Source organism: Bacillus sp. 2205SS5-2, assembly GCF_037024155.1.
Taxonomy (GTDB): domain Bacteria; phylum Bacillota; class Bacilli; order Bacillales; family Bacillaceae_K; genus Bacillus_CI.
The window spans coordinates 72,673-90,274 of record NZ_JAYKTS010000018.1 but is presented as its reverse complement, the minus strand read 5'-3'; the positions used below and the strand labels follow the sequence as shown (position 1 = coordinate 90,274).

At 39.2% G+C, this 17,602-nt stretch carries 14 protein-coding genes, 1 other RNA gene and 1 pseudogene; 3 read left to right on the top strand and 13 right to left on the bottom strand.

Going from position 1 to position 17,602, the window contains the following annotated elements; translation table 11 throughout:
- Positions 1-593: 593 nt before the first annotated feature.
- From ssrA to U8D43_RS13120, 7 genes are all read right to left on the bottom strand, one after another.
- Positions 594-933, bottom strand: a transfer-messenger RNA (tmRNA) gene (ssrA, locus tag U8D43_RS13150).
- 150 nt (positions 934-1,083) lie between these two features.
- Complete coding sequence (gene smpB, locus U8D43_RS13145) at positions 1,084-1,557, bottom strand: SsrA-binding protein SmpB (protein WP_335871636.1); 474 nt, start codon at positions 1,555-1,557, stop codon at positions 1,084-1,086.
- A 90-nt stretch (positions 1,558-1,647) separates the two neighbouring features.
- The gene (gene rnr / locus U8D43_RS13140) at positions 1,648-4,047 is read right to left on the bottom strand and encodes a ribonuclease R (protein ID WP_335871635.1); all 2,400 of its coding nucleotides are present in this window, start codon (positions 4,045-4,047) and stop codon (positions 1,648-1,650) included.
- A 26-nt stretch (positions 4,048-4,073) separates the two neighbouring features.
- A complete protein-coding gene (locus tag U8D43_RS13135) occupies positions 4,074-4,820 on the bottom strand; it encodes an alpha/beta hydrolase (protein WP_335871634.1) in 747 nt (248 codons plus the stop codon).
- Positions 4,821-5,498: 678 nt separating this feature from the next.
- On the bottom strand, positions 5,499-5,729 hold the full coding sequence (gene secG, locus U8D43_RS13130) for a preprotein translocase subunit SecG (protein WP_335871633.1): 231 nt from the start codon (positions 5,727-5,729) through the stop codon (positions 5,499-5,501).
- A 296-nt stretch (positions 5,730-6,025) separates the two neighbouring features.
- A complete protein-coding gene (locus U8D43_RS13125) occupies positions 6,026-6,511 on the bottom strand; it encodes a DinB family protein (protein ID WP_335871632.1) in 486 nt (161 codons plus the stop codon).
- Positions 6,512-6,557: 46 nt separating this feature from the next.
- Positions 6,558-6,989, bottom strand: coding sequence for an SRPBCC family protein (locus tag U8D43_RS13120; protein ID WP_335871631.1), 432 nt, complete (start codon positions 6,987-6,989; stop codon positions 6,558-6,560).
- A 557-nt stretch (positions 6,990-7,546) separates the two neighbouring features.
- Between U8D43_RS13120 and U8D43_RS13115 the strand changes: the two genes are divergently transcribed.
- From U8D43_RS13115 to U8D43_RS13105, 3 genes and pseudogenes are all read left to right on the top strand, one after another.
- On the top strand, positions 7,547-7,945 hold the full coding sequence (locus U8D43_RS13115; protein WP_335871630.1) for a nuclear transport factor 2 family protein: 399 nt from the start codon (positions 7,547-7,549) through the stop codon (positions 7,943-7,945).
- Positions 7,946-8,105: 160 nt separating this feature from the next.
- A pseudogene (locus U8D43_RS13110) lies at positions 8,106-8,230 on the top strand (transposase); the annotation flags it as partial.
- 470 nt (positions 8,231-8,700) lie between these two features.
- Positions 8,701-9,135 (top strand): SRPBCC family protein, encoded by a 435-nt coding sequence (locus U8D43_RS13105; RefSeq protein WP_335871629.1) that lies wholly within the window; start codon positions 8,701-8,703, stop codon positions 9,133-9,135.
- A 625-nt stretch (positions 9,136-9,760) separates the two neighbouring features.
- On the opposite strand, the gene U8D43_RS13100 is transcribed toward U8D43_RS13105, so the two are convergent.
- The 6 genes from U8D43_RS13100 to gap all read right to left on the bottom strand — a co-directional run bounded on the left by U8D43_RS13100 (position 9,761) and on the right by gap (position 17,602).
- Positions 9,761-10,906, bottom strand: coding sequence for a M15 family metallopeptidase (locus tag U8D43_RS13100; protein ID WP_335871628.1), 1,146 nt, complete (start codon positions 10,904-10,906; stop codon positions 9,761-9,763).
- Between the two features lie 686 nt (positions 10,907-11,592).
- Positions 11,593-12,885 carry a phosphopyruvate hydratase gene (eno, locus tag U8D43_RS13095; RefSeq protein WP_335871627.1) on the bottom strand — a complete coding sequence of 431 codons (1,293 nt, stop codon included), beginning with the start codon at positions 12,883-12,885 and terminating at the stop codon, positions 11,593-11,595.
- A 24-nt stretch (positions 12,886-12,909) separates the two neighbouring features.
- The gene (gpmI, locus tag U8D43_RS13090; protein WP_335871626.1) at positions 12,910-14,445 is read right to left on the bottom strand and encodes a 2,3-bisphosphoglycerate-independent phosphoglycerate mutase; all 1,536 of its coding nucleotides are present in this window, start codon (positions 14,443-14,445) and stop codon (positions 12,910-12,912) included.
- Positions 14,438-15,199, bottom strand: a complete 762-nt coding sequence (gene tpiA / locus U8D43_RS13085; RefSeq protein ID WP_335871625.1) for a triose-phosphate isomerase — start codon at positions 15,197-15,199, stop codon at positions 14,438-14,440. Before tpiA ends, gpmI begins: the two co-directional genes overlap by 8 nt.
- 46 nt (positions 15,200-15,245) lie before the next feature.
- Positions 15,246-16,430 carry a phosphoglycerate kinase gene (locus U8D43_RS13080; RefSeq protein ID WP_335871624.1) on the bottom strand — a complete coding sequence of 395 codons (1,185 nt, stop codon included), beginning with the start codon at positions 16,428-16,430 and terminating at the stop codon, positions 15,246-15,248.
- A 164-nt stretch (positions 16,431-16,594) separates the two neighbouring features.
- Positions 16,595-17,602, bottom strand: coding sequence for a type I glyceraldehyde-3-phosphate dehydrogenase (gene gap / locus U8D43_RS13075; protein ID WP_335871623.1), 1,008 nt, complete (start codon positions 17,600-17,602; stop codon positions 16,595-16,597).

Below are 17,602 nucleotides of genomic sequence, written 5' to 3'. Positions count from 1 at the left end.
CGAGCTTCTTGAATATGCATTGAAAAAGAGCAACAAAAAGGTACAAAAACTAATCAATAGTCAACTACAACAATGGATTGCAGGCTTGCCTAACTACATCAAGGATTACCTGCCTATTTCAGTCTGCGAAAGTTGAGTAATTAACTTAACGATTAATGGAAGATAGTATTGAATATTCTGCTGAAATAAAGCATAAAATTTCCTAAAAAAAAATAAAGCATAAGCTTTCCAAACGGAAAGCTTATGCTTTATGTCAAAACAAAAAACAAAAAACAAAAAACCACCAAATATGTATTTGGTGGAGACGGTGGGACGTGCACATCCATGCTTTCGACATGGCACTGACTATATCTTGAACCTTCAGTTTAGAAGGCCCTTTGGCGTATTATGCGAAACATAGTTTTACCTTCATTGAAGGTAGATTTTCGCATCCTAGTACTACCAAGTTGGATTGGCAGTCTATGAGTCGATACACGGCTGTTGGATTACTCCACATACCGCTCGGCATTGCCCTATCACATTAAAGATGACTTAGGTTTCACCGATAAAGCCAAATTTTCACTTATATGTTACCACATAAGGCGACTAATAATTAATCGAACCCACGTCCAGAAACATCGCCACTTAAGCGTCTACGAGTGTAGTCGATAAATTTGCGTTTTCGCTAACTCCTATGCCTATCGACGGGCGTCGGAGCAGCTAGTCTGGTTAATCTCTTCCTTCATCCTCAGACGGTGGAATCCGGCGTAGCCTACTAAAAGTGAGTCCCTTACCCTACCACATAGGCGATGGAGGGAGGAACCGCTAAGCTAGCTTACGCTGCTAAAGCGAAGTTGTTGTTAGATTTGCCAGTTATTATTGGCGTTGACGTTTTAACGAGGACGATCCCCTCGACTCGCAACCCAAGCTCGAACTATCCCTGTCGAATCCGTAACGTCCCCATATATAATATAAGGAAGAACGGGAAGAATATTGAGCAAGTGTCAACTATTCAATTGTTCTTACAGCGCCGTTGTTATCTCGGCGACTAATACTAGTATAACAAAACTACAGAAAAATGCAATTGTAAGATTTTAGAAACTACTAAATTGTCCCCTTCTGTCTCTGCACAAGCTCACGTTGAATCGAACGGTTTGCTTCTTTTCTCTTCAAATCTTCGCGTTTGTCGTATTTCTTTTTACCCCGAGCAAGTCCAAGTAAAACCTTTGCATAGCCATCTTTAATATACATTTTTAGTGGAATCAATGAATATCCTTGTTCCTTCAAATCACCAATCAGTTTATTAATCTGATAACGGTGAAGCAAGAGCTTTCTCATACGTAACGGTTCATGGTTATGAATATTTCCTTGTTCATATGGACTAATATGCATATTGAGTATGAACAGTTCCCCATTTTGAATCCGTGCATACGAATCTTTTAAATTCACTCGGCCTCCGCGAATCGCTTTAATTTCTGTTCCTTTTAGAACAATCCCTGCTTCATACGTCTCTTCGACAGCATAATCATGTCGGGCCTTTTTATTTTGGGCTATTACCCCACCGGTTCCTTTTGGCATGTGAAATCCCCCTTCAACTCTCTCTATACTTAGTTTACCGAAAATAAAGAAAGGTTAAAAGGAAAACCTCTTAACCTCTTCCTGTTCAGACTATCTTTTCTTTTTCTTTTTACGTTTAGCAGCTGGAGAATTTTCAAAGAATTTTTTGTTTTTCTTTTTCTTTTTCGGATTGGTTGTTGACCATTCGCCACGATTGTCGTTGCCACGTCGGGTCTCGCCGTTCTCTTTGTTGCCGCTATCTTCTTTGCGATCCGAGCGTCGACCTTGTCCTGCTCCTCGACCTTTGCGTCCATCATTTCTGTCTGCCCGTATCGCTTTCGGTCGTTCGGTCCCTGGTGGACGTCTATTGCTAATCATGCCGACAATTTCGAAATCAATGGCTCTTTCTTCTTTATTCACATTAACAACCCGGACCGTGATTTCATCTCCAATACGGAACACATTTCCAGTTCGTTCACCAATCATCGCCATATGACGTTCGTCGTAACGATAATAATCATCAGTCATATAACTGACATGAACGAGACCCTCAATCGTATTCGGTAATTCAACAAACATTCCAAAGTTGGTGACAGAACTGATGATTCCATCATACTCTTCGCCAATTTTATTCAACATAAATTCAGTCTTTTTCAGATCGTCTGTTTCACGTTCAGCATCCACTGATCTTCGTTCTCTACTAGAGGTATGATCCGCAATCTCTCCCATAATCGCATCCCATTTGCTTTGGGTTGCTTCATCGAGCTTACCTTCAATTAGGTAGGTCCGAATTAACCGGTGCACAATTAAATCTGGGTAACGACGAATCGGCGATGTAAAATGAGTATAGAATTCTGTGGATAATCCAAAGTGCCCTAGACTGTCTTCATTGTATTTGGCTTGTTGCATGGAGCGAAGCATCATTGTTGATACGACCATCTCCTCTGGCTTTCCTGCTACCTCTTCCACAATGTCTTGCAGTGCTCGTGGATGAACGGAATTGGCCGATCCCTTCACGACGATTCCAAAATTCGTAATAAACTCGAAAAAACGTTGTAGTTTTTCTTCTTTCGGATCTTCATGAATTCGATAAATGAACGGGACTTCCATCCAATGAAAATGTTCCGCTACCGTTTCATTCGCCGCTAGCATAAATTCCTCGATGAGTTTTTCCGCTACCGAGCGTTCACGTAAGACTACTTCTGTTGGATTTCCTTCTTCGTCCACCAATATTTTCGACTCTTTAAAGTCAAAATCAATCGCTCCACGATTCATGCGTTTTCTTCGCAAAATCTCCGCAAGCTTTTCCATTTCTTGAAACATCGGGACAAGTGGTTCATAGCGTTCAATTAACGATTCATCTTTGTCGACCAAAATTTTATTCACATCGGAATAGGTCATGCGCTCATTCGTTTTAATCACACTTTGATAAATTTCATGAGACACAACTTCACCGCTTGATGTAATTTCCATATCACATGAAAGTGTTAGACGGTCCACTTGAGGATTTAATGAGCAAATCCCATTGGACAAGCGGTGTGGAATCATTGGAATCACACGATCTACTAAATACACACTCGTTCCGCGCTCATACGCTTCTTCGTCAATCGGCGAACCTTCTGTCACATAATAACTGACGTCCGCTATATGAACGGATAGCTTGTGGTTTCCATTGTCTAAAGCCACGACTGAAACGGCATCATCCAAGTCTTTTGCGTCTGCTCCGTCTATTGTGACAATCGTTTCATCACGCACATCACGGCGATTTTTAATTTCAGCCGGATCAATTTCATCAGGGGCTTGGTTCGCTTGCTTTAGCACCTCATCTGGAAATTCGACCGTGATCCCGTGTTTGTGAATGACCGAAAGAATATCTACTCCGGGATCATTTTTATGACCGAGAATCTCTTTAATTTCACCTTCAGCGCTTTTTTGCCCTTCTGGATAAGCAGTTAATTCAACTACGACCTTATGTCCTTCAACGGCTCCTAGACTGGCATTCTTCGGAATAAACACATCACTCGCAAATTTCTTATCATCCGGTATGACAAACCCAAAGTGTTTGCTTTCAGTATAGGTTCCTACCATTTTCTGAACGCCTCGCTCGAGGATGCGAATGACCGAACCTTCACGTCTCGAACCTGAACTTCCTTCTGATACGCGTACTAGAACAATATCTCCATGCATGGAATTATTCGTTTCACCTGGCGGAATAAAGATATCATCCATCCCTGGTTCATCTGTTATTACAAAGGCAAAGCCTTTAGCGTGAGCAGCGAGTTTCCCTCGCACTAAATTCATTTTCTCCGGCAATCCATAACGGTTACTTCTCGTGCGAACCAATAGTCCTTTTTCTTCCATATAAACTAGCGCTTTCACGAAGCCCTTAAATTCAGTTGAATCCTCTATCCCAAATGCCTCTTCAAGCTCTTGAACGGTTAATGGCCTGTACGCCTCATCTTTCATATAAGTTAATAACCGAGTCACATGCTCTTTTATGATTTGATCCATTCCCTTTCCCTCCTTACAATTATGTATTAATCTTTCCAGTCTAATTTATTTAGAAATGCCAAAACATCTTCATGTAGTTGCTCTTTTTCTTTATCTAGCGTGATGACATGTCCAGAATCCTCATACCATTTCATTTCTTTATGTGGAGCCTCAATCTCGTTATAAATAATATTCGCAGAATCTGTATTAATCATATGATCATGTCGTCCTTGAACAACAAATGTTGGTGCATAAATCATATCCACATGTTGACGAACATCCGAGATGAGTGCCTGCAATTCCTTTAATGTATTCATTGGCGTCTGCGCAAATTCCTTCATTTCATTGTCGATTTCCTCTGGGCTTTTCCCTTGGAATTTTTTAAATTCGCGAGCATAGTCCAGTACACCCTCATACATCACTTCTTCACTCTTGATATACATTGGAGCACACATCGGCACAATACCCTTTATAGGTACAGTGTAACCTAATTTCAAGGAAAATACCCCACCGAGGGATAATCCCGCCACAGCTATTTCATCATACCCTAAGTTTTTTAAATGCTCGTAACCATCCATCACATCCTGCCACCAATCCGTTGGACCCGAATGAACAAGCTCTTCTGGTGGGACACCATGTCCTTTATAATGGGGGGCATGAGAGGTGTAACCGTTCTTTTCTAAAAATCGTCCAAGCATCCTCACATCCGCTGAATTTCCAGTAAATCCATGTAAAAGTAAGACCGCTCGTTTTCCTGCTTGAAAGGTAAATGGTTTCGGTATAGCTATTTTCATACAACTAAACTCCTTTATCTGTCACTCTACTGATGCAGAGATTCCTTACTACTTCTTATCCCTATTGTAAACAAAGAAGCACTTCTCAATCCAATATAACGCCTAACGGATCACGAAAAGCGGAAGTGGCTGCCCTGCGGCGTCAGGCAAATGAAGAACTCGGAGGTGATGCCTGCATCACTGGAGAGTTATTCATTTGACCCCGAGCCGCAAGCCACTGTAGCTAGACACGAAAAGCGAAAGTGAATCCCAAGAAAAACGTTACACCCATAAATTTAAAAAATGCTTAAACCCACTCAAAATCACTATCTATACATGGCTACTCTCGCAAAAATAGTTGATTTAACCATCAGGGTGTAGATACGACTTAGAAAGTTTTCTCTACATCTTTAGTCTTCAAATTGAAGAAATTTCTCCCTAAAAATACAAAGTCGATTATTCTTAAATCCTATAGAACCAATGTATACGAAAGGCTGTTTTCGCAAAGATTGTGGCTTTTCTTATCCATTAATAATCTATGATATGGCTTGTTTCGGGCATCATTTCGTCTGTTTTTGATCGAAATCAACAGGGAAATGGAGGATTTATTCAAAATCAGATGAAGTAGCCACAATGTATACGAAAAGAACCTATAAATAAAAGCCTGACCCCGCTGGGCCAGGCTTCACTTTTATCATCTTAAGCGAAGTATGCAACTGCAATGGTTAAAACAAAGAATAAAACCGATAGAACAATCGTCACACGGTGTAAAATCAAGTCAATCCCACGTGCTTTTTGCTTCCCGAAAAGTGTTTCCGCACCACCAGAAATGGCACCTGACAATCCTGCACTTTTCCCAGATTGAAGTAAAACAACAGCGATGATACCTAAACAATCAATTACAAGCAATGTTATTAACAATGCTACCATAACTTCCACCTCCTGAAGCGTACATAACAGTATTTCTAGTTTATCATATTGAAATAATTGTCACAATAAGCAAACAAGGAGAATTCGACGATTTTATCTAGATTTTTTTTATTGAGGATTATTTCGTCTACATTGTGGCTATTTCACCTAATTTTTGATTAAAATCTCCATTTTACTGTTGTTTTTATCAAAAACAGACGGAATTCTTAGTTCCATTAAAGAATCCAAAAAAGCTACTCAGTTATAGGCGCTTTAAAGAAATAAGATTTGGCAACAGACGACGGGAAAATCAGTGTTTATTTTAGAGCTCTTTTAAATCCTTTAGGCGTTCTTCCATTAATATATCCAAGATGGAATCCTTCATGATATAGGCAAAAATTAAGCACTTCTCCTAAAGTCTCTTGAGGATTTCCGTATAGGTTAAATGTTTTTGGTGTCTTTTCATCCATTGAACGATTCTCTAAGTGTTTTTTTATGTGGTCTATTTGCCCATTAAACATTTCAGAAATCTCATCTAACGTTGGAGGCTCAGTATGCCAATCTGCTGGTTTCGAACCCGATTTAAACATTTCGAATTGTTCTTCAGATAAGTACATCGGTATTTCAGCAAAGTTAAATAAAAATGCATCTGTCACAGCTACAATATGACCTAGATGCCATCGGATCGTGTTTTTATATCCTTCTGGCATTTCATCAGCGACCTCTTCTGAAATCGATTCAATTGATTTTGTGGAAATGGCCCGGATAACTTCGAGTTGTTTTAATAATTTGTTATCACTCATGATTTTATTATCCCCCTTTCTTTTTCATAGGTTGAACGACTATTCTTTACGATCCTTGGTACCATGCACCAGGATTTCCACCCTCTACATACTGCTTCAGGATAGACATAAGCGTACCCCAGGTTGTATTAATCATCGCATACGGTCCATCCATGGAGTCCCATCCAGAGTGACTAAAGTGTAGGATAGTTGAACCATTTTCTTGTGGCGATAATTCAAAACTGATTTTTGTTCCTTTCCAACCAGGCATATCGTGCTGAGCAGTCCAATTCACAAGCTTTCCTTTTTCAAGCTTATCTATATGCATTTGAAAAACTGCTTGACGGTTATAAAAGCCAAATTCAGCAACTGTTCCCACAGTTGGTTCTACTTTTGCATCAGAAGTCCACCACCCTTTTATTCCTTCTGAAGTGGTAATGGCCTCGTATATTTTTTCTGGTTTCTCATTAATAGTGATTTGATGTGGCATATTGATCATTATAGTTCGCTCCATTCCATCATGTTATATTTGTAAAAACAATAAAAAAAGCACTCTTCTAGTGGGTTACTTACAAGCAGTTTATTTCATCATTTCGTCTACCTTAGATTATGCACAAATTCAGACTCATTAGGCGGAAGATCCGAATGCGGTATATAAACTTCAGTTGAGTTATTCTTCTCTAGAAATCCTGCATATAGTTAACTATATGGTTAACTATATTTATCTATATAAAAATTGCAATAATATTAAATGTTTTAACCAACAATTCCCAATATGTTTTTAGAACTTCGAATCTTATTTATCCTTAACGTATAAAGCTCTTGAGCAAAATTACCAAAGCTTGCAACTCCCTTTAATAATTTACGAATGAGCTAGCTTTTGCTTATGATATTTAGATTCTTATTCATCATTTTCATAAAACTCACCTTATTTCTACAACGTGTAGTCAGGGTTAACTATTTTTTTGTTTTCAAATAGTTGACTTTCTATCGTTTATACCTTATTTTTCGTTAAACATATATAGTAATACTCATGAACATGAAAGGAGCATTGAAATGAAAAAAGATCAGTTAGTCCATGGCAAACTCTCTAACAGAGAGAAAGCATTGTCGTTTCTACAACTTGTCGTATCAAGGAAAGTTCGAGAAGCATTCTTAAGTCACATAAGCCCTGATTTTTGCCACCACAACCCTTATTTCCAAGGAGATGCAGATTCAATTATGTTAGCGATGGAAGAGGATGGAGCAAAGAATCCTGACAAGATATTTGAGGTCAAGCGTGTTTTAGAAGAGAGAGAAACCGTTGTGGTTTACTCACATGTTAAACAAAATCCAAAAGACCTAGGAGTGGCTGTTGTTCATATATTTCGCTTCCAGGATGATCTAATTGTTGAAATGTGGGATGTAGGTCAACCTATCCCAGAGGCTTCCCCTAATGAGAATGGAATGTTTTAACTAGGTTTCCGAAATTCATCTCCCACTTCAAGGAATAGGAAGGGCGAAGCCCAATGAGTAAGTGGGAGATGAATTTTCGGTTGGAGTCAGCCGTAGTGTTTGTAGCTATTAGAAAATTACGTTTGAATCAGTCTGTACATACGGAAAGGTTGATAACATAATGAAATTAGATAGTACTAAACATTCGGCCTTTTTTTGCACTATCATCTAGTATTGGTAGTGAAATATCGTAGACAAGTATTTGATGATGATTTGTCAAACTATGCAAAAGATATTTTTGTGAGAAGTGTGTTTCCACACGATTTTATAAGCTAGAGCATCAAACTTTGCGAAAACAACCTATGTAAAAGAAGGTGAAACTTCATCTTTTTATACCCATACATTTTCTGAGATGGCATTTGCCTTCATACGACAATATGGCGGGCCGTTACAATAAGCGTATAAAAAACTAAATGATTATTCCGCTAACCCAGACAGAATTGATAAACGCTACTCGCTTACTGGTGACTTAGCTTAAAAAAACTATCCAAAACGGTGGTTTTAGCTTGTTTTCATCTAAAAATCTGGTTATTGAAAATGCTATTCTGAGTAAAGGCGATGCTCATTAAAAACTATTTTAAATGATTCCCCTAATTAGGGTGTTATACCAATTGGATTACAAGCAACCAAAATCTATCGAACAACATCATTAGGTCCAATTTCAGATTTAAATGAAACGACCTTTGTATACGAGGAATAATGGAGGAGAAATAACTATGCCTGAATTTCAAGATACTGTGACGATTGATCATCCGTTAGAAAAAGTCTTTGCCTTTGCATGTGATGTTCGGAATGGTCAAAAATTCATGAAAAATGTGGTCAGATGTGAAAAACTTACGGAAGGACCGATTGGAAAGGGAACCAAGTTTAACGAAACAAGAATTATTGGCAATAGAGAAGCTTCGTCTATAATAGAAATTTCTGAGTTTACGCCTAATCAATCGTATTCAGCACAAAGTGAAACAAAGGGACTCTGTGCAAAGTATCATTATCAATTCAAAGAAATTGGGTCAACAACGCAAGTGTCTTTTCAATGTGACATTTTTACAAAAGGGCTGATTATGAAATTAGCAAAGCCAATGTTTGTGAAAATCATGAAGAAAGAAGATGGTGATCACCTCCAACGTTTAAAGCACGAGCTAGAACAGTAAGTTAGTTACTTTTGGAAGTTGTGCAAAATGAGATATAAGATAAATCGTACCTTACCACCATTATGATAAAGCGGTAATATGTTTGGATTCAGACACTTAATTCATATTTCTCCATAGTAGGTCAGCCTTATTAAATGGCTTTTTTTGTATACATTGTGGCTATTTCATCTGATTTTTGACTAAATCCTCCATTTCACTGTTGATTTTCATTAAAAATAAATTGAGTTCCTATGGAAATAAATGATCAGATCGTGAAAATTCCTTGTGCAACAATCATCATAAATTTTTCATCACGAGCAAGTTGGTTGGACGGATTCCCCCCCCTTGATACTGCTTGAATGTCTCCCAGTGACCATGATGTTCAAGGAGATTCGTTTTCTATTATTTGTCTCCATAATAGAAAAAAACACAACCAAAAAGTTGTGATCGATCTTTTTTTATTTTCTTATCTGTGAAAAAAGAACATTTCTTCCTGGAAATGTTCTTTTTGGTTTAATCTATTCATTAATAGCCCCTTTTCAAAGCTTTGGAATTCAAAAAGCCACTCTTATAATGCTCTAAAAATATTGAAATTACAGCACATTCTTTACCAATCAGCTTTACTTTATAACATAGCCAAAGAAAACTACATTCCTCTAGTATATTCTTCAAGCGTAAGTCCTTCACTCTCAATCTCTCGCGCCATTTCTTTGCCTACATAACGGAGATGCCAAGGTTCATACTTATACCCTGTAATCGCTTCTTTCCCTTTTGGATAACGAACAATAAATCCGTATTCAGCTGCATGAGTCGCCACCCATTTTCCTTCTGGTGTTTCCCCAAAAGCTTCAGTCAGATCATAAGCAACACTTTTACTAGAAACGTCCATCGCGAGTCCAGACTGATGTTCACTTTGACCAGCTCTTGCGCTAAATTTATTGGCTTCTTCTTCCCCGTGCGTATCCGCATACCAAGCAAACAAAGTTTTCTGTTGGTCGAACGAGCGGTATCCAGATGCGGCTAGAAGTTCTACATTCTCATTTTTAGCAGCGGCAAACATCTCTTCTAATGCTAAAGCAGCTTCTTTAACCAACAACTTCTTCGGCAAATCTTCTTCGAAGGTAAACGGAACATTCGGTTCTATTAAATCAGCTGGTATATAATCATTTGGAAGAAAATACTGTTTATTGATTAAAGCCATCTCGCTATCATGATTCTCAGCTAAAGTAGGCTTGGTTTGAGTGAAAGAACTCTTAGCAATCACCCAATGATCCCCATCTACTTCAAATGACGCTTCGATGGTATAGGAGCCAAACAGTTCATCTTGTTGATCCTGTGTTACTTGATATTCTGTTTCATTAATTTTGTTTAATTGAAACGGAAGAGTAGGATCTATGTGCGGGATAGCTTCTTGCGGAACCAATTTCAGTTTCCCATTTTCTTCTTTGTAATAGGTATCGACTAAAGACTGAGCGAATCCTTTTTTCGCGTATTGAACTAGATATTGGACCAACTCTGTTTTTGAAGAAAACTTTTTCACAACATACTGTTCATCCGTTTCTTGTATAATTGACTCGTAAAACGAGGTAACTAGCTCGTTCACAGGCGGCTCAGCAGGAGTTTCAGGTTCCTGTTCCTTCACTAAAGGTTCCTTGTTTTCTTCCTCAACTGGCTCCTGCTCTGTTGGCTCTATTCCTGATTCATTCTCCGTTGAGCTATTTCCAAATAACGCCGTACATCCTCCAAGAAAAAGAAGGGAGAGGCTTAGCGCCATTCCTACAATAAACTTCATTTCTATATGCACTCCTCAACCCGATATTAAAACGGGAAAATTAAACATTCACTTTCTTCATTATAGATTATTTTAGCCTCTTTTGCTTCTTACAATGATAGGAAATGACCAAATTCCCATTTTCACAGATAATTAAGACAACTAAGAACCTAATAAATATTAGGAGTAGAGGATTCACTTCCCTGCTCCTAGAGTCGTTTTGATTATCATTCTATTTCCATTAAATAAACGTATGTTCGTTATTATTCTTTTTTACACTATACATAGAATTTTTGCACAATCCTGCCTCATTAGTCTTAGTACAGACATTCATAACCCACCTTAAATTTCCATGTAATTACAAATGGTGTTAATCAATCATGGCCAAATTGTTGATTAACAAACAGTTTTCCAATATCGCGAACGTTAAACAAGAAGGATGTCTTCAATCCGGCAAAGGTAATACTCCGTTTAAGATGATTTTTATTGAGTTAACTCTGCGGCAACGACATTGCGAAGAATTTGACAATCTTGCCTACTTTCAATTTGCGCTTTTAAGTCTAGGACAAACTCCAATAAAGAAGACCTTTTCTCATTCAAGATTGTTATCCTATTGCTTTCCTTTCTTATTTTTATATTCCTCCTTGCCAATATTCACAAAAAAACAACCCCGCTTATCAAAAGCGGAGTTGTAATATATGGTTAGCTTATTTTTTCAGGTTATAGAATGTTTTAGCACCTAGGTATTGAGCAGTATCAGCCAATTGGTCTTCAATGCGAAGTAATTGGTTGTATTTTGCTACTCGGTCTGTACGAGATGGTGCACCCGTTTTGATTTGGCCAGCATTTGTTGCAACTGCGATATCAGCAATCGTGCTGTCTTCTGTTTCACCGGAACGATGAGAGATTACTGCAGTGTAACCAGCGCGTTTAGCCATTTCGATTGCATCAAATGTTTCCGTTAGTGTACCAATTTGGTTTACTTTGATTAGAATTGAATTACCAATTCCTTGTTCAATTCCTTGAGCAAGCTTTTCAGTGTTTGTTACGAATAAATCGTCACCCACTAGTTGAACTTTGGTACCAATACGCTCAGTTAAAAGTTTGAAACCATCCCAGTCATTTTCGTCAAGTCCATCTTCAATAGAAACGATTGGGTATTTATTAGCCATTTCTTCGTACCAGTCAACCATTTCAGCAGAAGTACGAACCACACCTTCACCAGAAAGATGGTATTTACCGTCTTCTTTATTGTAAATTTCAGAAGCTGCCACGTCCATTGCAAGAAGAACTTCTTCACCTGGTTTGTAACCTGCTTTTTCAATCGCTTCGATGATAGTAGATAATGCTTCTTCATTAGACTTAAGGTTAGGAGCGAATCCACCTTCGTCACCTACTGCCGTGTTATAGCCTTTGTCTTTAAGAACAGATTTTAAGCTATGGAAGATTTCAGCACCCATGCGAAGACCTTCTTTGAATGTTGGTGCGCCTACAGGCATAACCATGAATTCTTGAATGTCGACGTTATTATCCGCATGCTCTCCCCCATTTACGATGTTCATCATTGGCACTGGAAGTTGTTTTGTGTTGAATCCGCCAAGATATTGATAAAGCTCAAGTCCTAGTAAGTCTGCTGCGGCGCGAGCTGCTGCCATAGAAACACCTAGAATAGCGTTCGCACCCAATTTACCTTTGTTTTCAGTTCCGTCAAGCTCGATCATTGCTTTGTCAATTCCGACTTGATCAGTTACGTCAAAGCCGATTAGCTCTTCTGCGATCGTTTCGTTAACATTAGCAACAGCTTGTTCTACACCTTTACCTAAGTAACGACCTTTGTCACCGTCACGTAATTCTACTGCTTCATACTCACCAGTTGATGCTCCACTTGGAACAAGCGCGCGTCCGAATGCACCTGATTGAGTGTATACTTCTACTTCAATAGTTGGGTTACCGCGAGAATCTAATACTTCGCGTGCATATACTTCTGTAATGAATGGCATATTGGTAAATCTCCTTTAATAATATTATTTTTTAATTAATGTATTTCCTGTCATTTCTGATGGTTGATAAACATTTAATAAATCAAGAATGGTTGGAGCCAAATCTCCTAGAATTCCACCCTCACGAAGAGATATTCCTTCTTTTGTTAAAATAACCGGTACAGGATTCGTTGTGTGTGCCGTCATCGGTGTTCCCTCTAACGTCACCACTTCGTCAGCGTTTCCATGGTCCGCTGTGATAATGGCTGAACCGCCTTTAGCTAAAATTGCGTCCACGATTTTTCCGAGACATTCGTCAACGGTTTCAATCGCTTTGATCGTTGGCTCGAGCATTCCGGAATGCCCCACCATATCAGGATTAGCAAAGTTCAGCAGAATCACATCCTGCTTGTCACCTTCTATTTCAGCAAGCAAAGCTTCTGTAACTTCATAAGCACTCATTTCTGGCTTTAAGTCATAAGTTGCAACCTTAGGAGAATCGATTAGGATTCTCCTTTCACCAGGAAATTCTGCTTCACGACCACCGCTCATAAAGAACGTTACATGAGGGTATTTTTCAGTTTCAGCGATACGAAGCTGCTTCAAGTCATTTTGTGCTAACACTTCACCTAGTGTGTTATCTAAGTTAGTTGGCTTAAATGCTACATAGCCATCAACTGTTTCACTAAAATGCGTTAAGCAAACGAAGTGAAGATTATTTGGATGCTTCTCTCCTCGGTCAAAGGAGCGGAAATCCTTATTTGTAAATGTATTTGAAATTTGAATGGCGCGGTCTGGACGGAAGTTATAGAAAATAACGGAATCCTCATTTTCAATCGTCGCAACCGGTTCTCCGTTTTCGTTGGTAATCACAGATGGAATCACAAACTCATCAAAAATTCCATTTTGATAAGAATCTTGCACTACTTCTAGCGCTGATGAATAGGTAGGGCCGTCGCCATACACCATGCTACGATACGATTTCTCTACTCGGTCCCATCGCTTATCACGATCCATTGAGTAGTATCGACCTGAAATCGTCGCAAATTCACCGACACCAATTTCTTTCATTTTGGCTTCTGCATCAATAATGTATTTCTCAGCTGTTTTTGGACCAACATCGCGTCCATCTAAAAATGCATGAACATAGACTTTTTCTAATCCTTCAGATTTTGCTAGCTTCAGAAGAGCGTACATATGTTCAATATGACTATGAACACCACCATCTGAGAGTAAACCAAAGACATGAAGAGGTTTATTATTTGTTTTTGCGTAAGTCATCGCATCTTGGAAAGTTTGATTTTGCTCAAACTCCCCTTCACGGATGGCTACATTTACGCGCGTTAAGCTTTGGTACACGATTCGACCTGCACCAATATTAAGATGACCCACTTCTGAATTCCCCATTTGACCTGCTGGCAAACCGACTGCTTCACCAGAAGCGGTTAACGTACTATGTGGAAATTCATTCCAAAAGCGATCAAAATTTGGTTTTTTTGCTTGTGAAACAGCGTTCCCTTTTACTTCATCTCGGCAAGCAAAACCATCTAAGATGATTAAAGCAACTGGGGCTTTACTCATGTGAACCTGCCTCCAATAATTGCAGATACGACTTCGCTTCTAGGCTTGCTCCGCCCACTAATGCGCCGTCAATATCTGGTTGTGCCATATACTCTGCAATGTTTTCAGGTTTAACACTTCCACCGTATTGAATCCGAACCGCATCCGCTGCTTCTTGAGAAAATTCAGTCGCAACTACTTTACGGATATACGAACATACTTCGTTTGCATCTGCAGAAGTGGAAGATTTTCCTGTTCCAATCGCCCAAATAGGCTCATAGGCAATGACTGTTTGCTTCAGTTGGTCTTCTGTCAATCCTGTTAAAGCTTTTTTGACTTGATCGCCCACAACAGACATTGTTTGCTCACTTTCACGTTGATCCAACGTTTCACCAACACACACAATCGGCGTTAAGTCGTATTGGAATGCAGCAAGTGTTTTTTTGTTAACTGCTTCGTCTGTTTCATTGAACATTTCTCGACGTTCTGAGTGTCCTAAAATCACATACTTCACGCCAAGATCTGCTATCGCTTTCGGGCTTAGTTCTCCAGTGAACGCTCCACTTTCTTCAAAGTGCATGTTTTGAGCACCAATTTCCACATTGTAGTCTTTCGTAATTTCAACTAAACGATCTAAAAACAATGCTGGTGCACATATGACCGAATCTACACGATCTTTGCCAGGAGTGAGTCCGTTTACTTCTTGAGCAAAAGCTTTTGCTTCCTCCATAGTTTTATGCATTTTCCAGTTACCTGCTATAATTGGCTTGCGCATAATTCCCCATCCTTTCAAAAAAGCTTCTTAGCTTTTCATTGTTGGTTTACTTATCGTTAAGGGCTACAACGCCTGGAAGATCTTTACCTTCCATAAATTCAAGAGACGCTCCACCACCTGTTGAAATATGGCTCATTTTATCTGCTAATCCAAACTTTTCAACAGCTGCTGCCGAATCGCCACCACCGATGACAGAATATGTATCTGTCGAGTCTGCTAACGCTTGGCCTACCGCTTTCGTGCCACCTGCATAAGATTCAAGTTCGAACACACCCATTGGTCCGTTCCAAATTACAAGTTTAGACTCTTTTATTACACCACTGTATAATGCTTGTGTTTTTGGTCCGATATCAAGAGCTTCCCAATCTGCTGGAATCTCTTCAATTGAAACTTCTCGTTTGTTTGCTGAATCAGAAAAGTCATCAGCCACAATCGCATCAACTGGTAGATAAAATTTCACGCCTTTTTTCTCTGCTTTTTCCATAAACTGTTTCGCTAAGTCTATTTTATCTTCTTCAAGTAAGGAGTTCCCAATTTCATGACCTTGGGCTTTAACAAATGTGTAAGCAAGTCCGCCACCAATAATTAGGTTATCCACTTTTTCTAATAAGTTGTCAATGACACCAATTTTGTCTTTTACTTTTGCGCCACCGATAATCGCTGTGAATGGACGCTCTGGATTGGATAAAGCTTTTCCTAGAACTTCAAGCTCTTTTTCCATTAAGAAACCTGCAACCGCCGGAATATGTTTCGCAATTCCTTCTGTTGAAGCATGCGCCCTGTGGGCAGCACCAAAAGCATCATTTACATAAAGATCCGCTAAATCAGCAAAGTTCTTTGCTAGCTCAGCATCATTTTTTGTTTCACCAGGGTAGAATCGGACGTTTTCAAGAAGCAGGATATTTCCTTCTTCCATCGTGTCAATTTTCGCCTTCACCTCTTCACCATAAGCTTCATCCGCTTTCTTTACATCTTTTCCAAGATGCTCAGATAGGCGTTTTGCAACAGGTGTTAAGCGAAGTTCTTCGACAACTTGTCCGTTTGGTCGGCCAAGGTGGCTTGCTAAAATGACTTTTGCTCCTTGTTCAGCTAAATGCTGAATCGTTGGTAGAGCCGCACGAATACGCGTTTCATCTGTAATGACACCGTCTTTCATTGGTACATTAAAGTCTACTCGGCAAAATACTCGTTTTCCTTTAACATCTACATCTGTAATACTTTGTTTGTTCATTGCAAAAGGCCTCCTTCTTTAGTTTCGGGCAAATGCCCAATTAAAATGGAAATGGGGAGAGGGAATGTTTCCCTACTCCCCATTCATCCCCTTACATTATAGATGCTTGGCATCACAATATCCAATGATATCCTATTGAATATTACTTTCAATGTTCGATCGAATTAAAGACCTTTTGAAGCGATGTAGTCTACAAGGTCAACAACGCGGTTTGAGTAACCACTTTCGTTGTCATACCAAGATAGAACTTTAACCATGTTATCTTCAAGTACCATAGTAGATAATGCATCAATTGTAGAAGATGCAGCATCACCATTGTAATCACGAGATACAAGTGGCTCTTCGCTGTATGCAAGAATATTTTTAAGATCACCTTCAGAAGCTTCTTTAAATGCTGCATTTACTTCTTCAGCTGTTACATTTTTATCTAGTTCTGCTACTAAGTCAACAACTGATACGTTAGGAGTTGGTACACGCATTGCCATACCATTTAATTTACCTTTTAATTCAGGTAGAACTAATGCAACGGCTTTTGCTGCTCCAGTTGTTGTTGGAATGATTGACTCAGCCGCTGCACGAGCACGACGGTAGTCTTTATGTGGTAGATCTAAAATTTGTTGGTCATTTGTATATGAGTGAACTGTTGTCATCATACCGCGTTTGATACCGAACTTGTCGTTCAATACTTTTGCGAATGGAGCAAGACAGTTAGTAGTACATGATGCATTTGAGATTACATGGTGGTTAGCTGCATCATATTGCTCATGGTTAACACCCATTACGATTGTGATATCTTCTTCAGATGCTGGAGCAGAAATAACAACTTTCTTCGCACCTGCTTCTAAATGTTTCGCAGCGTCTGCACGTTTTGTGAAACGGCCAGTAGATTCAACTACTACGTCTACGCCAAGATCTCCCCAACCAAGTTGAGCAGGGTCACGCTCTGCAATTACTTTTACGCGGCTATCGCCAACGATTAGATAATCACCATCAACTGCTACTTTTGTATTCAATGTTCCGTGAACAGAGTCATATTGTAGAAGGTGTGCTAACATATTTGCATCCGTTAAATCGTTAACAGCTACAACCTCAACATTCGGGTTAGCCATTGCTGCACGGAATACGATTCGTCCAATACGTCCAAAACCATTAATACCAATTTTTACTGTCAT